The sequence below is a fragment of the Paraburkholderia sp. JHI869 genome, assembly GCF_038900775.1.
Taxonomy (GTDB): Bacteria; Pseudomonadota; Gammaproteobacteria; order Burkholderiales; family Burkholderiaceae; genus Paraburkholderia.
Genome location: NZ_JAYMSC010000059.1, coordinates 1 through 16,863 on the forward strand (window position 1 = coordinate 1; position 16,863 = coordinate 16,863).

A 16,863-nucleotide genomic window follows, 5' to 3' on the forward strand; every position below is an offset into this window, starting at 1 on the left:
CGTTGCCGGGTTTGAGGACCGGCAACGCGCCGCACGCGCCCCGTCGAGAGGTGCGGCTCAAATGTCGGCGAGCGTCGAAACGAGAATCGCCTTGATCGTGTGCATGCGGTTTTCCGCCTGCTCGAAGGCCAGATTCAACGGCGACTCGAATACTTCCTCCGTGACCTCGACGCCGTCCTTCAACTCGGGATACTTGTCGGCGATCTGCTTGCCGACCTTGGTCTCGCTGTTGTGGAAGGCGGGCAGGCAGTGCATGAAGCGAGTTTGCGGGGTGCCGCTCGCCTTCATGAGGGGCATGTTCACCTGGTAAGGCAGCAATATCTTGATGCGTTCGCCCCAGGCTTCCATCGGCTCGCCCATCGACACCCACACGTCGGTGTGCACGAAATCCACGCCCTTGACGGCCTCCTTGGGGTCTTCGGTGAGCAGCATGCGCGCGCCGCTTTCCTCGGCGAACTTCTTGCAGTCCGCCACGAGTTCGTCATGCGGCCAGAGCGACTTCGGCGCCGCGATGCGCACGTCCATGCCGAGCTTCGCGCCGATGAGCAGCAACGAGTTGCCCATGTTGTTGCGCGCGTCGCCCAGATACGCGTAGCTGATCTGCGTGAGCGGCTTGTCCGAATGCTCGCGCATGGTGAGCACATCGGCGAGCATCTGCGTGGGGTGGTATTCGTCGGTCAAGCCGTTGAACACCGGCACGCCCGCGAACTTCGCCAGTTCCTCGACGATGTCCTGCTTGAAGCCGCGATACTCGATCGCGTCGTACATGCGGCCCAGCACGCGTGCCGTGTCCTTCATGCTCTCCTTGTGGCCGATCTGCGAGGAGGTCGGATCGATATAGGTGACGTTCGCGCCCTGGTCGTAGGCCGCGACTTCGAACGCGCAGCGCGTGCGCGTGGAGGTCTTTTCGAAGATCAGCGCAATGTTCACGCCCTTGAGGTGCTGCTGCTCGGTTCCCGTGTACTTGGCGCGCTTGAGGTCGCGCGAGAGGTCGAGCAGATAACGCAGCTCGCGGGTGCTGTGGTGCATCAGACTAAGCAGGCTGCGGTTGCGCAGGTTGAAAGCCATGTCGTTTCTCCGTTGCGAATGCAGTGGGAATGCGGTTAGAGGCGACGCTCAGAGATCGATGGCGTCGCGCACAATCGGGCATGTCATGCAGTGGCCGCCGCCGCGCCCGCGGCCCAGTTCGCTCGCCGTGATCGTGATGACCTCCACGCCGGCCTTGCGCAGCAGCGTATTCGTATAGGTGTTGCGGTCGTAGCCAATCACGACGCCGGGCTCGACGCACACTACGTTGTTGCCGTCGTCCCATTGCTCGCGCTCGGCCGCGAACGCGTTGCCGCCGGTTTCGACGATGCGCAGGCACGGCAGACCCATCGCTTCGGCCACGACGTCCACGAAGGGCTTTTCCTCGCGGCGCAGGTCGAGCTTCGAGGGGCTCTTGTCGTCGGGGCGAATCGAGAACGGCACGATCTCGTTGACCACTTCGGGGAAGATCGTCACGAGGTCGCGGTCGCAGAAGCTGAACACCGTGTCGAGGTGCATGGCAGCGCGCGACTTGGGCAGGCCCGCGACGACGATGCGATCCGCGCCGCCCTTGGCGAAGATGTTCTGCGCGAGACGCCCGATGGCCTGGCGGCTCGTGCGCTCGCCCATGCCGATCAGCACGACGCGGTTGCCGATCGGCATCACGTCGCCGCCTTCGAGCGTGGCCGCGCCGTGGTCCTCGTCGGGGTCGCCGTACCACACCTGAAAGTCCTTGCCCGCGAACTCGGGGTGATACCGGTAGATGGCCGTGGTGAGCAGCGTTTCCTGCCGCCGCGCCGGCCAGTACATCGGATTGAGCGATACGCCGCCGTAGATCCAGCAAGTCGTGTCGCGCGTGAAGGTGCTGTTGGGCAGCGGCGCGAGCACGAAGCTTGAATAGCCCAGATAACGGCGGAATTCCTTGAGGATCTTGCTTTGTTCGGTGTCCGGAATATCTTCGGCCACCACGCCGCCAATGAGGAATTCCGCGGTCTTGCGCGGCTCGAGCCCTTCGAGCCAGCTGCGCACCTCGCCCGCGAGCGAAACGCCAACGGTCTCGGGGCGAACCTTGCGATCGAGGATGTACTTGAGCCCTTCGGGGTTTCGCACCGTTTCCGTGAGCAGATTGTGCATCTCGAGGACGTCAACGCCGCGCTCGCGCATCTTCGTCACGAAGTCGAAGTGGTCGCGCTTCGCCTGGCTGACCCAGATCACGTCGTCGTATAGCAGCTCGTCGCAGTTGCTGGGGGTGAGGCGTTGATGCGCGAGACCGGGCGCGCACACCATGACCTTGCGCAGCTTGCCCGCCTCGGAGTTGACGCCAAAGGCGACAGTGTCCGTACTCATCATGAGACTCCTCGAATCAGAGGGTGAGAAAGCCCTTGTACAGGCCGAAAGCCGCGATCAACGCGCCAAGCAGCACCGCGGCGAAAACGAATTTCTCGATGTTCGTGAACACGGGCTGTCCGACCTCGCGCTTCGCGCGCGCGAACAGCACGATGCCCGGCGCGTAGAGCAACGCGGAAAGCAGCACATATTTGAGGCCGCCGGCGTAAATGAGCCAGACGGCGTAGATCACGGCGACGCCCGCGATGATGAGGTCCTTGTTGCGCTCGCCGCTGTCGGCCTCGTACGTCTCGCCGCGCAGCGCGAGCAGGAATGCGTAGGCCGCCGACCAGAAGTAGGGCAGCAGGATCATCGAGGTCGCGAGATAGATCAGCGAGAGATAGGTGCCCTTCGAGAACAGCGTGATGACGAGGAAGATCTGCACCATGCCGTTCGTGAGCCACAGCGCGTTGGCCGGCACGTGCTTCGCGTTTTCCTTGCGCAGGAAGTTTGGCATCGTGTGGTCGCGCGCGGCCGAGAAGATGATTTCGGCACACAGCAGCACCCACGAAAGCAGCGCGCCCGCGAGCGACACGACGAGCCCCACGCTGATCAGAATTGCGCCCCAGTGGCCGACCACGTTTTCGAGCACGCCCGCCATCGAGGGATTCTGCAAGGCAGCGAGCTTGGGCTGCGTGAGCACGCCAAGCGACAGCACGTTCACGAGCACGAGCAGGAGCAGCACGCCGACGAAGCCGATGACCGTGGCCTTGCCGACATCGCTGCGCTTTTCCGCCCTCGCGGAGAAAATGCTCGCGCCTTCAATGCCGATGAACACCCACACGGTGACGAGCATCATGCTGCGAACCTGATTCGTCACACTGCCGAGCTTGGGATTCATTTGTCCCCAGAAGTCAGCCGTGAAGGTGCTGGAGCGGAACGCAAACGCGCAGATGATGATGAACAGACACAGCGGCACGAGCTTCGCGACCGTGGTGATCTGGTTGACGATCGCGGCCTCCTTGATGCCCCGCAGCACGAGAAAGTGCAGCGCCCAGAGCAGCACGGAGGCGCAGATGATCGAGATGGGCGTGTTGCCCTCGCCGAACACCGGGAAGAAGTAGCCGAGCGTACTGAACAGGAGAACGAAGTAGCCGACGTTACCGAGCCATGCGCTGATCCAGTAACCCCACGCTGAACCGAAGCCCATGTAGTCGCCGAAGCCGGCTTTCGCGAAGGCGTACACGCCGCCGTCGAGTTCGGGCTTGCGCACGGCCAGCGACTGGAACACGAACGCGAGCATGAGCATGCCGACAGCGGTGATCGCCCAGCCGATCAATACCGCGCCGGCGTCGGCGCTGGCCGCCATGTTTTGCGGCAGGGAAAAGATCCCGCCGCCCACCATCGAGCCCACCACGAGGGCGGTGAGCGCGCCGAGGCGCAACTTGTTGGCGGCGGCTGGCGTGGCGGCGCTATCGGGCTTGGCAGCCGGGTGAGGCGTAGACGTCGATTCGGACATGCGCGGTCTCCTGTACGAGCCGGCTGGATCGCAGATCTCGCGCTGCGCGCCAACCCGTCAATTTGCTTGTGCCTGCGACTGCAACACGGAAACGCATGCCGCGAGAGCGGAACCCGTGCCGCTACGCGCTCAATCTGATAGGGGGCGCGCAATCTGACAATAAGACTTTGGTCCGATAGGGAGAGGCGAATCGGCGGGAATTAAGCAAATTAAAGGCGTTGGTGGATTGCATTTTTATGACGGCCTTGATGCCAATTGCGTATGGAGTACGCCGTCTGCTGAATTCGCAGGCAAAACGGGCTTTGTGCGCCGCGAGATAAATCAGCGATTCGTTTTAATTGTGCGGGGCAACACGGTTTGCGAATTTCGATTATTCGTCGATTGAATCGGAGAATCAAATAGTGATCGCGCGAAAAGATTCAATTACAACTTTTATTCGAAATATTGAAAATGAACGCGATGCAATGGTGCAATTGCGCGCGACGTTAGCGAGCATTCCCCACTGGTTTCCCTGAATTGTTCGATCCGCCCCGGCTCCGGCACCATTAGGTCAGACAAACCCGCAAGAGCCCACGCAACGAGATGAACGAAACTGTTCCCGCAACCGCTGCGGCCTGGACGCCGACGCTGCAGCAAGTCGAATCGGCCCGCATCACGCAGTTCATGAAGTGGCTCGGCGACGCGCGCGGTCTCGCGTTCGACGACTACGACGCACTGTGGCGCTGGTCCGTCGAGGACGTCGACGCTTTCTGGTGCGCGCTGTGGGACTGGGCGCAGATTCCGTCGCGCGAGCCGCGCGGCGTGGCGCTCGCCGATGCGGCGATGCCCGGCGCACGCTGGTTTCCAGGCATCGAGTTGAACTACGTCGAGCGAGCTTTCCAGCTCGCGAGCGACGCGCGGCCCGCGATCGTTTCGCGCAGCGAGAGCGGCCCGATGGCCGGGCGCACGCGCGAGTTGAGCTGGGCGGAACTGCGCCGCCAGGTCGCGGCTTGCGCGGCCACGCTGCGGCGCATGGGCGTCACGCGCGGCGATCGCGTGGCGGCCTTCATGCCGAATACGCCTGAGACCGTCGTGGCATTTCTCGCCACGGCGAGCGTGGGCGCGATATGGTCGGTGTGCTCGCCCGACATGGGGCCGCTCGCGGTGCTCGACCGCTTCCGGCAGATCGAGCCCAAGGTGCTGTTCGCGGTGGACGGCTATCGCTACGGCGGCAAACCGCACGACCGGCGCGAGTTGATTCATCATCTGCTGCGCGAGTTGCCGAGCGTGGCGCACCTCGTATTCGTGCCGCAACTCGACGCGGAGGCCGGCGTGAAGGAGTATCCGCGGGCCACGGCATGGCGCGACGCAATCGCCGGAAACGTCCCGCTGCAAATCGAACACGTGCCATTCGATCATCCGTTGTGGATCGTTTATTCGTCGGGAACGACGGGCATGCCCAAGGCCATCGTGCATTCGCACGGCGGCATCGTGGTGGAGCATGTCAAGCTCACGGCGCTCCATCTCGACCTGCGTCCCGGCGACCGCTTCCACTGGTACGCGAGCACCAACTGGATCATGTGGAACTGCCAGGTGGGTGGCCTGCTCGCGGGCGCGACGATCTGCCTCTACGACGGCAACCCCGCGTATCCCGACGCGCAGGCGCTGTGGCGCTTCGTGGGCGAGACGGGCGTCACGTTCTTCGGCGCGGGGGCCGCGTATTTCCAGGGATGCCTCAAGTCCGGCGTCGAGCCGCGTGCGGCGGCGGATCTCTCGCGCCTGCGTGCAGTCGGCTCGACAGGCTCGCCGCTGCCGCCCGAAGCGTATGCCTGGATACTCGAACACGTGGGCCCGGTGTGGATCGACGCGATTTCGGGCGGCACCGACTTCGCGGGCTGCTTCCTCGCCGGCGTGCCGACCTTGCCGGTCCATCTCGGCGAAATGCAGTGCCGATGCCTTGGCGCGCGAGTCGAGGCGTTCGATGAAGCAGGGCGCGCGCGCATCGACGAAGTCGGCGAACTCGTGTGCACGGCGCCCATGCCTTCGATGCCGCTCTACTTCTGGCGCGATGAAGAAAACCGGCGCTACCGCGAGAGCTACTTCGACATGTTTCCTGGCATCTGGCGCCACGGCGACTGGCTGCGCATCACGCCGAGAGGCGGCGCCATCATCTATGGCCGCTCGGATGCGACCATCAACCGCCACGGCATTCGCATGGGTACGAGCGAGCTGTATCGCGCGGTGGAGTCGGTGCCCGAGGTGCTGGACAGCCTCGTGGTCGATCTGGAGTACCTGGGGCGCGCCTCGTCGATGCCGCTCTTCGTGGTGCTGCGCCCCGGCGTCGAGATGAGCGACGCGCTCGCGCAGCGCATTCGCGCGCGTGTGCGCGAGGCGCTTTCGGCGCGCCACGTGCCCGACGAGATCCATCAGGTTCAAGCCGTTCCGCGTACGCTCTCGGGCAAGAAGATGGAAGTGCCGATCAAGCGGCTCCTGCTCGGCCAGCCGCTCGAAAAGGTGGCCAATCCGGACACCATGGCCAACCCGGAAAGTCTCGCGTGGTTTGCGGCATTCGCGCGGGCGAGGGGCGAAGCGCAGTAAGCGGGGCCCGGCAGTGCAAGACCGCAGTGAAAGGCGTTCGGGCGCGGCAGCGTGGTTTTGCCCGCGCCGATTTAGAATGGCGCGCGGGCTGACGACTCTGTCTGCCCGTTTCTGCCGGTTCCCGCGGCCTCCTATCGACCACGCATGCCATCGCCTAGCGCCACCGTTCCCATCTCGCTCGTCAACGGCTTTCTCGCCGGCGCGGGTGCCGAGCCCGCCGTGATCCGCCGCTATCTCAACGAGGCGGGCATCGCGCTGGAACTGCTCGCCAAGCCGGGCGGCCGCGTGACGGAAGAGCAGTTTTCCACGCTCTACCAGACGCTCGCCATCGAACTCGACGACGAAATGCCCGGCATCTTCAGCCGGCCGCTGCGCAGCGGCACGCTCAAGTTTCTCTGCCTGAGCTTGCTCGACGCGCGCAACCTCGAAACGGCGCTGCATCGTTTCGATCAGTTTTTCCACATCGTCCTCGACGATTTCAGGCTCGAATCGCGCCGTCAGGGGCTCGTGGCACAGGTGGCATTACGTGCCAACGCGGCGTACGGCGCGATCGGGCCGCTCGGGCAGGAGTTGACGCTCAAACTCGCGCACGGCGTGTGTTCCTGGCTGATCGGCCAGCGCATTCCGCTTCTGCAAGTCGATTTCGCCTGTGCGCAGCCGCCGCACGCGCTCGATCACCGCTACTTTTTCCATGGGCCCGTGCGCTTTGGCAGCGAGGCTACGCTCATGCGCTTTAGCGCGGCCTATCTCGACATGCCGATCCGGCAGAGCAAGCGCAACCTGCGCGCGTTCCTCGCGCGCTCGCCTGGCGACTGGATCTTCGAAACCTTCAGTGAGCAACTGGTAAGCCACAACGTGCGCCAGTACCTGGCCGCACAACTGCCCGACCTGCCGACCATCGAAGAAGCGGCCGACAACCTGCACTGCTCGGTGCGCACGCTCTGCCGGCGCCTCTCCGCCGAGGAAACCACGTTCCAGGCGCTCAAGGACGAACTGCGCCGCGACGTGGCGATCCAGCGCCTCACCGACACCCAGGACACGATCGCGGCCATTGGCGGCGACCTGGGATTCGACGATCCCAGCGCCTTTCACCGCGCCTTTCGCCACTGGACGGGCAGCACGCCCGGCACCTACCGCCGCCGCGGCTGAGCGGGCGGGCGCCGCAAAGTGGGGACGCCCACCCATGATGGGTGGGCACAGCAGCCGATAGCGTGGCCAGAATTGTCACCATGTGGTCCGGTTTGGACAGTGGTTTGGCGACCGATTGCCGCTACGATTCGTCCTGTACTGCCGCAAGGTGGCCACGCAGTTATCTCCGAGGTAACCCTGGCCCGGCGGCACATCCATTTTGACCCCTGAGTGACTGGAAGGACCGATCATGAGCTACAACGCCCCCGTCAAGGACATGCTGTTCGTGCTGAAAGAGCTGGCCGGCATCGACGCCGTCGCAACCCTGCCGGGTTTCGAAGACGCTGGTTTCGACACTGCGCAGGCCGTGCTCGACGAGTGCGCGAAGCTCTCCGGCGAAGTCATCGCGCCGCTGAACGTGGAAGGCGACCGCGCGCCCAGCACCTGGCACGACGGTGAAGTCACGGCAACGCCGGGCTTCGCGGGCGCGTTCCGCCAGTATGTCGAGGGCGGCTGGCAGGGCCTGCAGCATCCGTCCGAATTCGGCGGCCAGGCGCTGCCCAAGCTGATCGCCACGCCCTGCATCGAAATGCTCAACGCGGCGAACCTCTCGTTCGCGCTGTGCCCGCTGCTGACCGACGGCGCCATCGAGGCGCTGCTCACCGCGGGCAGCGACGAACTGAAGGCGCGCTACGTGCCGAAGCTCATCTCGGGCGACTGGACCGGCACGATGAACCTCACCGAGCCGCAGGCAGGCTCCGACCTCGCACTCGTGCGCACGCGCGCCGAGCCGCAAGGTGACGGCACGTACAAGGTCTTCGGCACGAAGATCTTCATCACGTGGGGCGAGCATGACATGGCGGAAAACATCGTTCACCTCGTGCTGGCTCGCACACCGGGCGCGCCGGAAGGCGTGAAGGGCATCTCTCTCTTCGTCGTGCCGAAGTTCCTCGTGAACGACGACGGCTCGCTCGGCGCGCGCAATGACGTGCATTGCGTCTCGATCGAACACAAGCTCGGCATCAAGGCGAGCCCGACGGCCGTGCTGCAATACGGCGACAACGGCGGCGCGATCGGCTATCTCGTGGGCGAGGAGAATCGCGGCCTCGAATACATGTTCATCATGATGAACGCGGCGCGCTTCGGCGTGGGCATGCAGGGCGTGGGCGTGGCGGAAAGCGCCTACCAGAAGGCCGTGGCGTACGCGAAGGAGCGTGTGCAGAGCCGCCCCGTGGACGGCTCGCTCAAGCAGTCGGCCACCATCATCCATCATCCGGACGTGCGCCGCATGCTCGGCTCGATGCGCGCCATGACCGAGGGCGCCCGTGCACTCGCTTATGTCGCAGCCGCCTATAGCGACAATGCGCACTACCACGCCGACCCCGAAGTGCGCGAGCGCAACCTCGCGATCTACGAATTCCTCGTGCCGATCGTGAAGGGCTGGAGCACCGAAATGGTCAACGAGGTGACGAGCCTTGGCGTCCAGGTGCATGGCGGCATGGGCTTCATCGAGGAAACGGGCGCGGCTCAGTACTACCGCGACGCGCGCATTCTCGCCATCTACGAAGGCACCACGGCGATCCAGGCGAACGATCTGGTCGGCCGCAAGACGGTGCGCGACAGCGGCGCGGTTGCGAAGGCGCTGCTTGCGGAGATCGCTCGGACTGCTGAGGAACTCGGCCGCGCCGAAGGCGCAGCGGCGGCATCCATGCGCACGCAACTGGAAAAGGGCGCGAGCGCGCTGGCGAATGTCGTCGACTACGTGATTGCGAACATCAAGAGCGACACGAACGCGGTGTTCGCGGGCAGCGTGCCGTATCTCAAGCTCGCGGGCATCGTCCTGTGCGGCTGGCAAATGGCGCGCGCGCTGCTCGTCTCGCAACGCGAACTCGCAAACGACGCCGAATTCCACGGCGCGAAGATCGCGATCGCACAGTTCTACGCCGAGCACATTCTCCCGCAGGCAGGTGGCCTCGAGACGTCGATCCTGGCCGCAAAGGGCGACGCGGGCGTGCTCGCGCTGAGCGAAGTGCAGTTTTGATCGGGCGGCTTAGGGCGCTCATTTAGCAAGCTCAGTTAGCAAGCAAGGAAGAGGATATGTCGTCGAGTGATCTGATTGCGCAGTACGGCCCACGCGAGTCGATGGAATACGACGTGGTGATCGTCGGCGGCGGCCCCGCCGGGCTGTCCGCCGCGATCCGCCTGAAGCAGCTGGCCGCGGAAAAAGGCGCTGAAATCGGCGTTTGCGTGCTGGAGAAAGGCTCGGAGATCGGGGCGCATATCCTCTCGGGCGCGGTCATGGATCCGCGCGCCTTGAACGAGTTGATTCCGGACTGGAAAGAGCAAGGCGCACCGCTGAACGTGCCTGTGACCGAAGACAAGTTCCTGTTCCTCACGGAAACCGGTGCGAAGGGCGTGCCGAACTGGGCACTGCCCGACAACTTCAAGAACCACGGCAACTACGTCATCAGCCTCGCGAACGTCACGCGCTGGCTGGGTCAGCAGGCCGAGGCGCTGGGCGTCGAAATCTTCCCCGGTTTTCCGGCTGCCGAAGTGCTCTACAACGACGATGGCTCGGTCAAGGGCGTTGCCACCGGCAACATGGGTGTCGGCAAGGACGGCGAACCCACCGAGAACTTCCAGCTCGGCATGGAGCTGCACGCCAAGTACACGCTGTTCTGCGAAGGCTGCCGTGGTCACCTCGGTCGCCAGCTCAACGAGAAGTTCAAGCTCGGCAAGGACTCGGACCCGCAGGTCTACGGCATCGGCATCAAGGAACTCTGGGAAATCGATCCCTCGAAGCATCAGCCGGGCCTCGTGATTCACACCGCCGGCTGGCCGCTCGAGTCGGATACGTACGGCGGCTCGTTCCTGTACCACATCGACAACAACCAGGTGATGGTGGGCTTTGTCGTCGGGCTCGCGTACCAGAACCCGTATCTCTCGCCGTTCGAGGAATTCCAGCGCTACAAGACGCATCCGGAAATCCGCAAGTACCTCGAAGGCGGCAAGCGCGTGTCATACGGCGCGCGCGCGATTACGGCAGGCGGCCTGATGTCGCTGCCGAAGCTCGTCTTCCCGGGCGGCGCGCTGGTGGGCGACGATGCGGGCTTCCTGAACGCCTCGCGCATCAAGGGCAGCCACGCGGCGATCAAGACCGGCATGCTGGCAGCGGACGCAGCTTTCGAAGCCGTCCAGGCCGGTCGCCAGAGCGATGAACTCGCGGCCTACCCGGAAGCGTTCAAACAGTCGTGGCTCCACACGGAGCTGTACAAGGCGCGCAACTTCAAGCAGTGGATGAGCAAGGGCCTGTACCTGGGCACGCTGATGGTGGGCATCGAGCAGAAGCTCATGGGCGGCAACGTGCCGTGGACGCTGCATCATCAGCATCGAGATCACGAGATGCTGAAACCCGCTTCGCAGTGCAAGCCGATCGAGTATCCGAAGCCTGACGGCAAGCTCACGTTCGACCGGCTCTCTTCCGTGTTCATCTCGAACACGAACCACGAAGAGAATCAGCCCGCGCACCTCACGTTGAAGGACATGACGGTGCCGGTCGGCATCAACCTCGCGACTTATGCTGGCCCCGAGGCGCGTTTTTGCCCGGCAGGCGTGTATGAGTTCATGAAGAGCGACGACGGCAGCGACCGTCTGCAGATCAACGCGCAAAACTGCGTGCACTGCAAGACGTGCGACATCAAGGACCCGACGCAGAACATCGTGTGGGTCACGCCAGAAGGTGGCGGCGGCCCGAACTATCCGAACATGTAAGCACGGGGCGGCGCGCTCGCGCCCCTTGTCGAACCATTCCTTTCCCACCTGAGCCACCCACCGCTACCGGGTGGGTTCAACTGCGACGTTTTGCCGTATGTTCATCGCTACGGCAACAACGAAACGGAGACAAGGAATGGGCGTATTGAGCGGTTTTCGCGTACTGGAGTTCGAGGCAATCGGTCCGGCTCCCTTCGGCACGATGCTGCTGGCTGACATGGGGGCGGACATCATCCGCGTGAACCGGCCCGTCGCTCCTGAGGATCTCGGGCCGAAGCGCGAGGGCGCGCTGGTCGACGTCACGGGCCGCGGCCGCCGCTCGATCACGCTCGATCTCAAGCGCCCCGAAGCGGCACAGGTCGCACTGGACCTGATCGCCGAGGCCGATGTCCTCATCGAGGGCTTTCGCCCCGGCGCGATGGAACGGCTGGGCCTTGGGCCCGAAGTGGCGCTCGCGCGCAACCCGAAACTCATCTACGGCCGCATGACCGGCTGGGGGCAGAGCGGGCCGCTCGCACAGCGCGCCGGGCACGACCTCAACTACATCGCGCTTTCGGGCGTGCTTTCCGGCATCGGCCGCGCGGGGGAGGCGCCGGTGCCGCCGCTGAACCTCGTGGGCGACTATGGCGGCGGCGGCATGCTGCTCGCGCTCGGCGTGGTGGCGGCGCTGTGCAACGTGCAGCGCGGCGGCGCGGGGCAGGTGGTGGACGCGGCGATGGTCGAGGGCGCGGCGCAGCTCGGTTCGATCGTGTGGGGGCTGATTGCGTCCGGCAACTGGCGCGAAACGCGTGAGAGCAATCTGCTCGACGGCGGCACGCCCTGGTACGACAGCTACCTCGCGAAAGACGGCTACTACATGGCGGTTGGCGCGGTGGAATCGCGCTTTTATGCGCAACTGCTCGACAAACTCGGGCTCGCCAATGCCGACCTGCCGAAGCAGCACGACCGCAAGGGTTGGCCCGTGCTGCGCCAGCATTTCGAGGCGGCATTCCTTACGCGTACCCGCGATGAATGGTGCGCCGTGTTCGAGAGCAGCGATGCGTGCGTCGCGCCGGTGCTGGGTTTTTCCGAAGCGCCCAGGCATCCGCACAACGTTGCGCGCGCAAGCTTCGTCGAGGCGCACGGCGTCGTGCAGCCGGCACCCGCGCCGCGCTTTTCGGCCACGCCATCGGCCATCGGCCACAAGGCGCCGGCGCGAGGCGAGCATGGACTCGCCGCGCTGCTCGACTGGGGCTTCGACGAAGGGACCGTCGCGCGCATGCGGGAGCATGGGCTCGGTTATCAGGAGTAAGTGACGCTGCGCAGCGTTTGTGTGCGTAAAGCAGCGGCATCGAAAGCATCAATCTGGAGGAAGACATGAAGGTGTTGGTAGCAATCAAGCGCGTAGTGGACGCCAACGTGAAAGTTCGCGTCAAGGCGGACGGGTCGGGCGTCGATCTCGCGAACGTCAAGATGAGCATCAATCCATTCGACGAGATCGCTGTGGAGGAAGCCGTGCGGCTGAAGGAGCAGGGCGTCGCGAGCGAAGTGGTCGCCGTGTCGTGCGGCCCCGCCGCCTGCCAGGAGACGCTGCGCACGGCGATGGCGATCGGTGCGGATCGTGGCGTGCTGATCGAGACGGACACCGCGCTCGAGCCGCTCGCGGTCGCGAAGTTGCTCAAGGCGCTGATCGACAAGGAAGCGCCGCAGCTCGTGATCCTCGGCAAACAGGCTATCGACGACGACTGCAACCAGACCGGCCAGATGCTGGCTGCGCTCACCGCGCGCCCGCAGGCCACGTTCGCAAGCAAGGTCGAGATTGCAGAGGGCAAGGCGCGCGTGACGCGCGAAATCGACGGCGGCCTCGAGACCGTGCAGCTCGCGTTGCCGGCCATCGTGACGACCGATCTGCGCCTGAACGAGCCGCGCTACGCGACGCTGCCCAACATCATGAAGGCCAAGAAAAAGCCGCTCGACACGACCACGCCCGCGCAACTCGGCGTGGACGTCGCGGCGCGCCTCACCACGCTCAAGACCGCGGAGCCTGCGGGCCGCGCGGCGGGCGTCAAGGTGCCCGACGTCGCGACGCTGGTCGCGAAGCTGAAGAACGAAGCGAAAGTTATCTGAGGGAATGCAAATGACTGCTGGTAAACCTGTTCTGGTCGTCGCCGAGCACGATCACGTCTCGATCAAGTCGGCCACCCTCAGCACGGTGACGGCCGCCCTCCAATGCGGCGGTGAAGTGCACGTGATGGTGGCAGGCCACAACGCGGCTGGCGCGGCTCAGGACGCGGCCCGCATCGCGGGCGTCGCGAAGGTGCTGCACGCCGATGGCGCTGCACTCGCCGACGCGCTCGCCGAAAACCTCGCGGCGCAAGTGCTGGCCGTTGCCGCGAATTATGAGCACATCCTTTTTGCGGCCACGAGTGTCGGCAAGAACGTCGCGCCCCGCGTGGCCGCGCTGCTGGACGTGGCGCAGATCTCCGAGATCACGCGTGTGGTGAGCCCGGACACGTTCGAGCGTCCGATCTACGCTGGCAACGCGATCCAGACGGTGCAAAGTAACGAAGCGGTGAAAGTCGTGACTGTGCGTATGACGGGCTTCGACGCCGCTGCGCAGGGCGGCGCGGCGCAGGTGGAAAGCGTCGCAGCGGTCGCGGACAGCGGCTTGAGCGCGTTCGTCGAACGCGTCGTGACGAAGAGCGAGCGGCCCGAACTCGCGGATGCGCGCGTCGTCGTGAGCGGCGGCCGGGCGCTGGGCAGCAGCGAGAAGTTCAACGCCGTCCTCACGCCGCTCGCCGACAAGCTGGGCGCCGCGCTTGGCGCGAGCCGCGCAGCCGTGGACGCAGGCTTCGCACCGAACGACTGGCAAGTGGGGCAGACCGGCAAAATCGTCGCGCCTCAGGTGTACTTCGCGTGCGGCATATCCGGCGCGATCCAGCATCTCGCGGGCATGAAGGACTCGAAGGTGATCGTGGCGATCAATAAGGATGCCGAAGCGCCGATCTTCAGCGTGGCCGATTTCGGCCTCGAAGCGGACCTGTTCGAGGCCGTGCCCGAGCTGGTCGCGGCGCTCTAACGGAGTTTGTGCGGCCAGTAGAAGCACACTGGCCAACTCACGATTTTCTAGTGCGTGCCGTCGATGCGGCCGATGCAACTTGTGGCAGGCAGGGCGTGGTGCGCCCTCCCTGCCATTTTTTTACGTTCGCGTTTTTACGTCTGCGAATACCAGTACATGCCGTCGTCGCGCAGTTCGCGCTTCACTTCGCCGCGATACATCAGGTAGTTCAGGCACGCCAGGCTCTCGCCGGTCGCGAGGCTCATCTGCCCGAGATCGTCCTCGCCGATGCGCCGCGCGAACAGCGCACCGAACACGTCCACGGCGCGGCGCGGTTCGGCGAGCGTGGCGCGCAAGCGTGCGAGGCTCTTGTCCTGCCCCTGGCGCAAACGCTCGATGCGCGCGTGCAGCCCGTAAAAGCAGTCGTTATGCGAGGGCAGCACGAGCACGTCGTCGGGCACTTCGCGTTGCAGTTTGTCGAACGAGGCGTACCACTGGGCCATCGGGTCCGCGTCGGGCTCGATCGGATAGACCGAAACGTTCGAGGAGATGCGTGGCAGGACCTGGTCGCCAGAAATGAAGAGCTTGAGCGCCGGGCAGTAGAGGCAAGCGTGTTCCGGCGAATGCCCCATGCCGACGATCACGCGCCAGTCGTGCGCGCCGATGCGTACGACCTCGCCGTCCTGCAGGCGCCGGAAGCTTTCGGGCAGCGCGTGGATATGCTGGCCAAAGCGCCCGAAACGCGCGCGGTAGACATCGATGGCCGACTCGCTCCAACCCGCGCGCCGATAGAAGTCGAGCGCGTCGGCAGGCGCTTCGCGGCCCGTGTCGGCAGCGGCCACGCGGCAGTTGAAGTACTCGGTGCGCGTCATCCAGAGGCGGCAGTCGAACGCGCGCGTGAGCCAGCCGGCCATGCCCACGTGATCCGGGTGCATGTGCGTGACCAGTACGCGCGTCACGGAGGGCACCGTTTGCGCCTCACTGCCTTGCGGGAGGATCGCGCGCCACACGGCCGTGGCGGCGTCCGTGCGGGCGCCCGTATCGACAATGGCGCACCCGTCGTCCTCGTCGATGAGCCACACGTTGATGTGATCGAGCGCATAGGGCAGCGGCATGCGCAGCCAGCGCACGCCCGGCGCGATCTCGATCGTGGAGCCGGGCGCGGGCGGCTCTGTGAAGGGGTAGCGCAGCGCCGATCGCGTGCTGCTGGAGATGTCTTCGGTGCGTTCAGTCATGCGTCGTGCACATAGGGAAATGGGGCGCGCAAACTTTCGCGCATTGCGCGGAGGATAGCGCGAACGCGGTGTGGCCGCCCACGTCCGTTTGGGGGGGCAGAGCGCCTGGTGCGCAACTTTGCGGCCCACGCTGCGCTGCAGCACACCTGCTTACCTTTGTTTCCGCTTGTTGCTTCTCGTTGCCGCCTGTTTCGCTTTGTTGCCGGATGACGACGCGCAATGACGTAGCATCGCCCCTCAACGTCGATATTTATTGCGCTGCAACAAAATGATGCCTACACTGACTGAGTCTGCTGACAAGGTCAGCCGGCTGCCTCGACGCTTTCGCAAGGGAGGGCGTGACATGACGAATCGATCAAACACATTGCAGGCGACTCCGAAGCTGCACGTCTTCGAACAGGAAGGAGGGTGGCATTGGGGCATCACCATCCCCCGCAGCGCGGGTAGCGGCTTCAAGCTCATTGCATACAGCGAAACGACCTTCAAAGGTGAGAGCGAAGCGCTGCGCGATGGCAACCGCGCGCTCGAAAATCTTCCGGAAGACGCAGCGCTCGCGGTCGCACCCTGAAACGGGGTGCGTCGGCGATAACCGCGTTTACGAAGTCTCTTTACGGCACATGCAGTAGATGAACTTCTGCGTGGCGCCGCCCGGTGTGTGATGCTCCTCACGTTCCTGTTTGAGCAGCGTGAAAGGCGCGCCGAATTCGGCGTGCAACGCATCGGCGCTATAGCGCATCACGGGGAGCCCGCTGCAATGGTCGGGGCCGTCCTCGGCGAAGGTCGCCACGATCACGATGCCGCCTGGTTTCACGGCGCGCAGCACGGCGTTCACATAGGCTTCCCGGTCTTCGTGGCTCGTCAGGAAGTGAAATACGGCGCGGTCGTGCCACACATCGTAAGCCCGCACGGGCAACTCGATTTGCGTGATGTCCCCCGCGATCCACTCAACGCGGCTTGCGCGTTCGCCCAGCCGCGTTTCCACGCGCGTGCGGGCGGCGGCGAGCGCAGCGTCGGAAAGGTCGAGCACTGTGACGTTGCGGTAGTCGTCCGCCACGAGGTCGTCGACCAGCGTCGAGGCTCCGCCGCCCACGTCGATGATGGCCGCGTCCTTCGACAGGCCCGCTTGACGAATGAGCGCCACTGACTGGAGTGCATGCTCCTGAAACCAGCTTACGTGGGTCGGCGTCTTTGTCGTGTAGACGCGATTCCAGTGATCCCGCGATTGCATAAAACCTCCTGCCTGA

13 protein-coding genes are annotated in these 16,863 nt (G+C 64.7%); 8 read left to right on the forward strand and 5 right to left on the reverse strand.

Annotated features, from left to right (window positions below; all coding sequences use genetic code 11):
* Window positions 1-57: 57 nt before the first annotated feature.
* From VSR72_RS42800 to arcD, 3 genes are read right to left on the reverse strand one after another with little or no spacing between them, the layout of a single operon-like run.
* Window positions 58-1,068, reverse strand: a complete 1,011-nt coding sequence (locus VSR72_RS42800; RefSeq protein WP_342958218.1) for an ornithine carbamoyltransferase — start codon at window positions 1,066-1,068, stop codon at window positions 58-60.
* Between the two features lie 48 nt (window positions 1,069-1,116).
* Complete coding sequence (arcA, locus tag VSR72_RS42805) at window positions 1,117-2,373, reverse strand: arginine deiminase (protein ID WP_342958236.1); 1,257 nt, start codon at window positions 2,371-2,373, stop codon at window positions 1,117-1,119.
* A 16-nt stretch (window positions 2,374-2,389) separates the two neighbouring features.
* Entirely contained in the window at window positions 2,390-3,757 is a 1,368-nt protein-coding gene (arcD, locus tag VSR72_RS42810) for an arginine-ornithine antiporter (RefSeq protein ID WP_342958237.1), read from the reverse strand.
* Between the two features lie 696 nt (window positions 3,758-4,453).
* Here arcD and VSR72_RS42815 point away from each other — a divergent pair.
* The 7 genes from VSR72_RS42815 to VSR72_RS42845 all read left to right on the forward strand — a co-directional run bounded on the left by VSR72_RS42815 (window position 4,454) and on the right by VSR72_RS42845 (window position 14,405).
* Window positions 4,454-6,448, forward strand: a complete 1,995-nt coding sequence (locus VSR72_RS42815; RefSeq protein WP_342958219.1) for an acetoacetate--CoA ligase — start codon at window positions 4,454-4,456, stop codon at window positions 6,446-6,448.
* A gap of 144 nt (window positions 6,449-6,592) precedes the next feature.
* Window positions 6,593-7,597, forward strand: a complete 1,005-nt coding sequence (locus tag VSR72_RS42820) for an AraC family transcriptional regulator (protein ID WP_342958220.1) — start codon at window positions 6,593-6,595, stop codon at window positions 7,595-7,597.
* Window positions 7,598-7,826: 229 nt separating this feature from the next.
* A complete protein-coding gene (locus VSR72_RS42825; protein WP_342958221.1) occupies window positions 7,827-9,617 on the forward strand; it encodes an acyl-CoA dehydrogenase in 1,791 nt (596 codons plus the stop codon).
* 56 nt (window positions 9,618-9,673) lie between these two features.
* Window positions 9,674-11,347, forward strand: a complete 1,674-nt coding sequence (locus tag VSR72_RS42830; protein ID WP_342958222.1) for an electron transfer flavoprotein-ubiquinone oxidoreductase — start codon at window positions 9,674-9,676, stop codon at window positions 11,345-11,347.
* 136 nt (window positions 11,348-11,483) lie between these two features.
* Window positions 11,484-12,638, forward strand: coding sequence for a CaiB/BaiF CoA-transferase family protein (locus VSR72_RS42835; protein WP_342958223.1), 1,155 nt, complete (start codon window positions 11,484-11,486; stop codon window positions 12,636-12,638).
* Between the two features lie 65 nt (window positions 12,639-12,703).
* Window positions 12,704-13,453 carry an electron transfer flavoprotein subunit beta/FixA family protein gene (locus tag VSR72_RS42840; RefSeq protein ID WP_342958224.1) on the forward strand — a complete coding sequence of 250 codons (750 nt, stop codon included), beginning with the start codon at window positions 12,704-12,706 and terminating at the stop codon, window positions 13,451-13,453.
* Window positions 13,454-13,463: 10 nt separating this feature from the next.
* Window positions 13,464-14,405, forward strand: coding sequence for an FAD-binding protein (locus VSR72_RS42845; RefSeq protein ID WP_342958225.1), 942 nt, complete (start codon window positions 13,464-13,466; stop codon window positions 14,403-14,405).
* A gap of 134 nt (window positions 14,406-14,539) precedes the next feature.
* Here VSR72_RS42845 and VSR72_RS42850 read toward each other — a convergent pair whose 3' ends face one another.
* Window positions 14,540-15,619, reverse strand: a complete 1,080-nt coding sequence (locus VSR72_RS42850) for an MBL fold metallo-hydrolase (RefSeq protein WP_342958226.1) — start codon at window positions 15,617-15,619, stop codon at window positions 14,540-14,542.
* Window positions 15,620-15,962: 343 nt separating this feature from the next.
* Here VSR72_RS42850 and VSR72_RS42855 point away from each other — a divergent pair, with 343 nt between their 5' ends.
* A complete protein-coding gene (locus VSR72_RS42855; RefSeq protein ID WP_342958227.1) occupies window positions 15,963-16,187 on the forward strand; it encodes a hypothetical protein in 225 nt (74 codons plus the stop codon).
* Between the two features lie 27 nt (window positions 16,188-16,214).
* On the opposite strand, the gene VSR72_RS42860 is transcribed toward VSR72_RS42855, so the two are convergent.
* On the reverse strand, window positions 16,215-16,847 hold the full coding sequence (locus VSR72_RS42860) for a class I SAM-dependent methyltransferase (RefSeq protein ID WP_342958228.1): 633 nt from the start codon (window positions 16,845-16,847) through the stop codon (window positions 16,215-16,217).
* Window positions 16,848-16,863: the final 16 nt, after the last annotated feature.

Bases quoted from the DNA above. Each gene is read 5' to 3' on its own strand.
- VSR72_RS42800 (WP_342958218.1), bottom strand. From the start codon at position 1,068: ATGGCTTTCAACCTGCGCAACCGCAGCCTGCTTAGTCTGATGCACCAC.
- arcA (WP_342958236.1), bottom strand. From the start codon at position 2,373: ATGAGTACGGACACTGTCGCCTTTGGCGTCAACTCCGAGGCGGGCAAG.
- arcD (WP_342958237.1), bottom strand. From the start codon at position 3,757: ATGGTGGGCGGCGGGATCTTTTCCCTGCCGCAAAACATGGCGGCCAGC.
- VSR72_RS42815 (WP_342958219.1), top strand. From the start codon at position 4,454: ATGAACGAAACTGTTCCCGCAACCGCTGCGGCCTGGACGCCGACGCTG.
- VSR72_RS42820 (WP_342958220.1), top strand. From the start codon at position 6,593: ATGCCATCGCCTAGCGCCACCGTTCCCATCTCGCTCGTCAACGGCTTT.
- VSR72_RS42825 (WP_342958221.1), top strand. From the start codon at position 7,827: ATGAGCTACAACGCCCCCGTCAAGGACATGCTGTTCGTGCTGAAAGAG.
- VSR72_RS42830 (WP_342958222.1), top strand. From the start codon at position 9,674: ATGTCGTCGAGTGATCTGATTGCGCAGTACGGCCCACGCGAGTCGATG.
- VSR72_RS42835 (WP_342958223.1), top strand. From the start codon at position 11,484: ATGGGCGTATTGAGCGGTTTTCGCGTACTGGAGTTCGAGGCAATCGGT.
- VSR72_RS42840 (WP_342958224.1), top strand. From the start codon at position 12,704: ATGAAGGTGTTGGTAGCAATCAAGCGCGTAGTGGACGCCAACGTGAAA.
- VSR72_RS42845 (WP_342958225.1), top strand. From the start codon at position 13,464: ATGACTGCTGGTAAACCTGTTCTGGTCGTCGCCGAGCACGATCACGTC.
- VSR72_RS42850 (WP_342958226.1), bottom strand. From the start codon at position 15,619: ATGACTGAACGCACCGAAGACATCTCCAGCAGCACGCGATCGGCGCTG.
- VSR72_RS42855 (WP_342958227.1), top strand. From the start codon at position 15,963: ATGACGAATCGATCAAACACATTGCAGGCGACTCCGAAGCTGCACGTC.
- VSR72_RS42860 (WP_342958228.1), bottom strand. From the start codon at position 16,847: ATGCAATCGCGGGATCACTGGAATCGCGTCTACACGACAAAGACGCCG.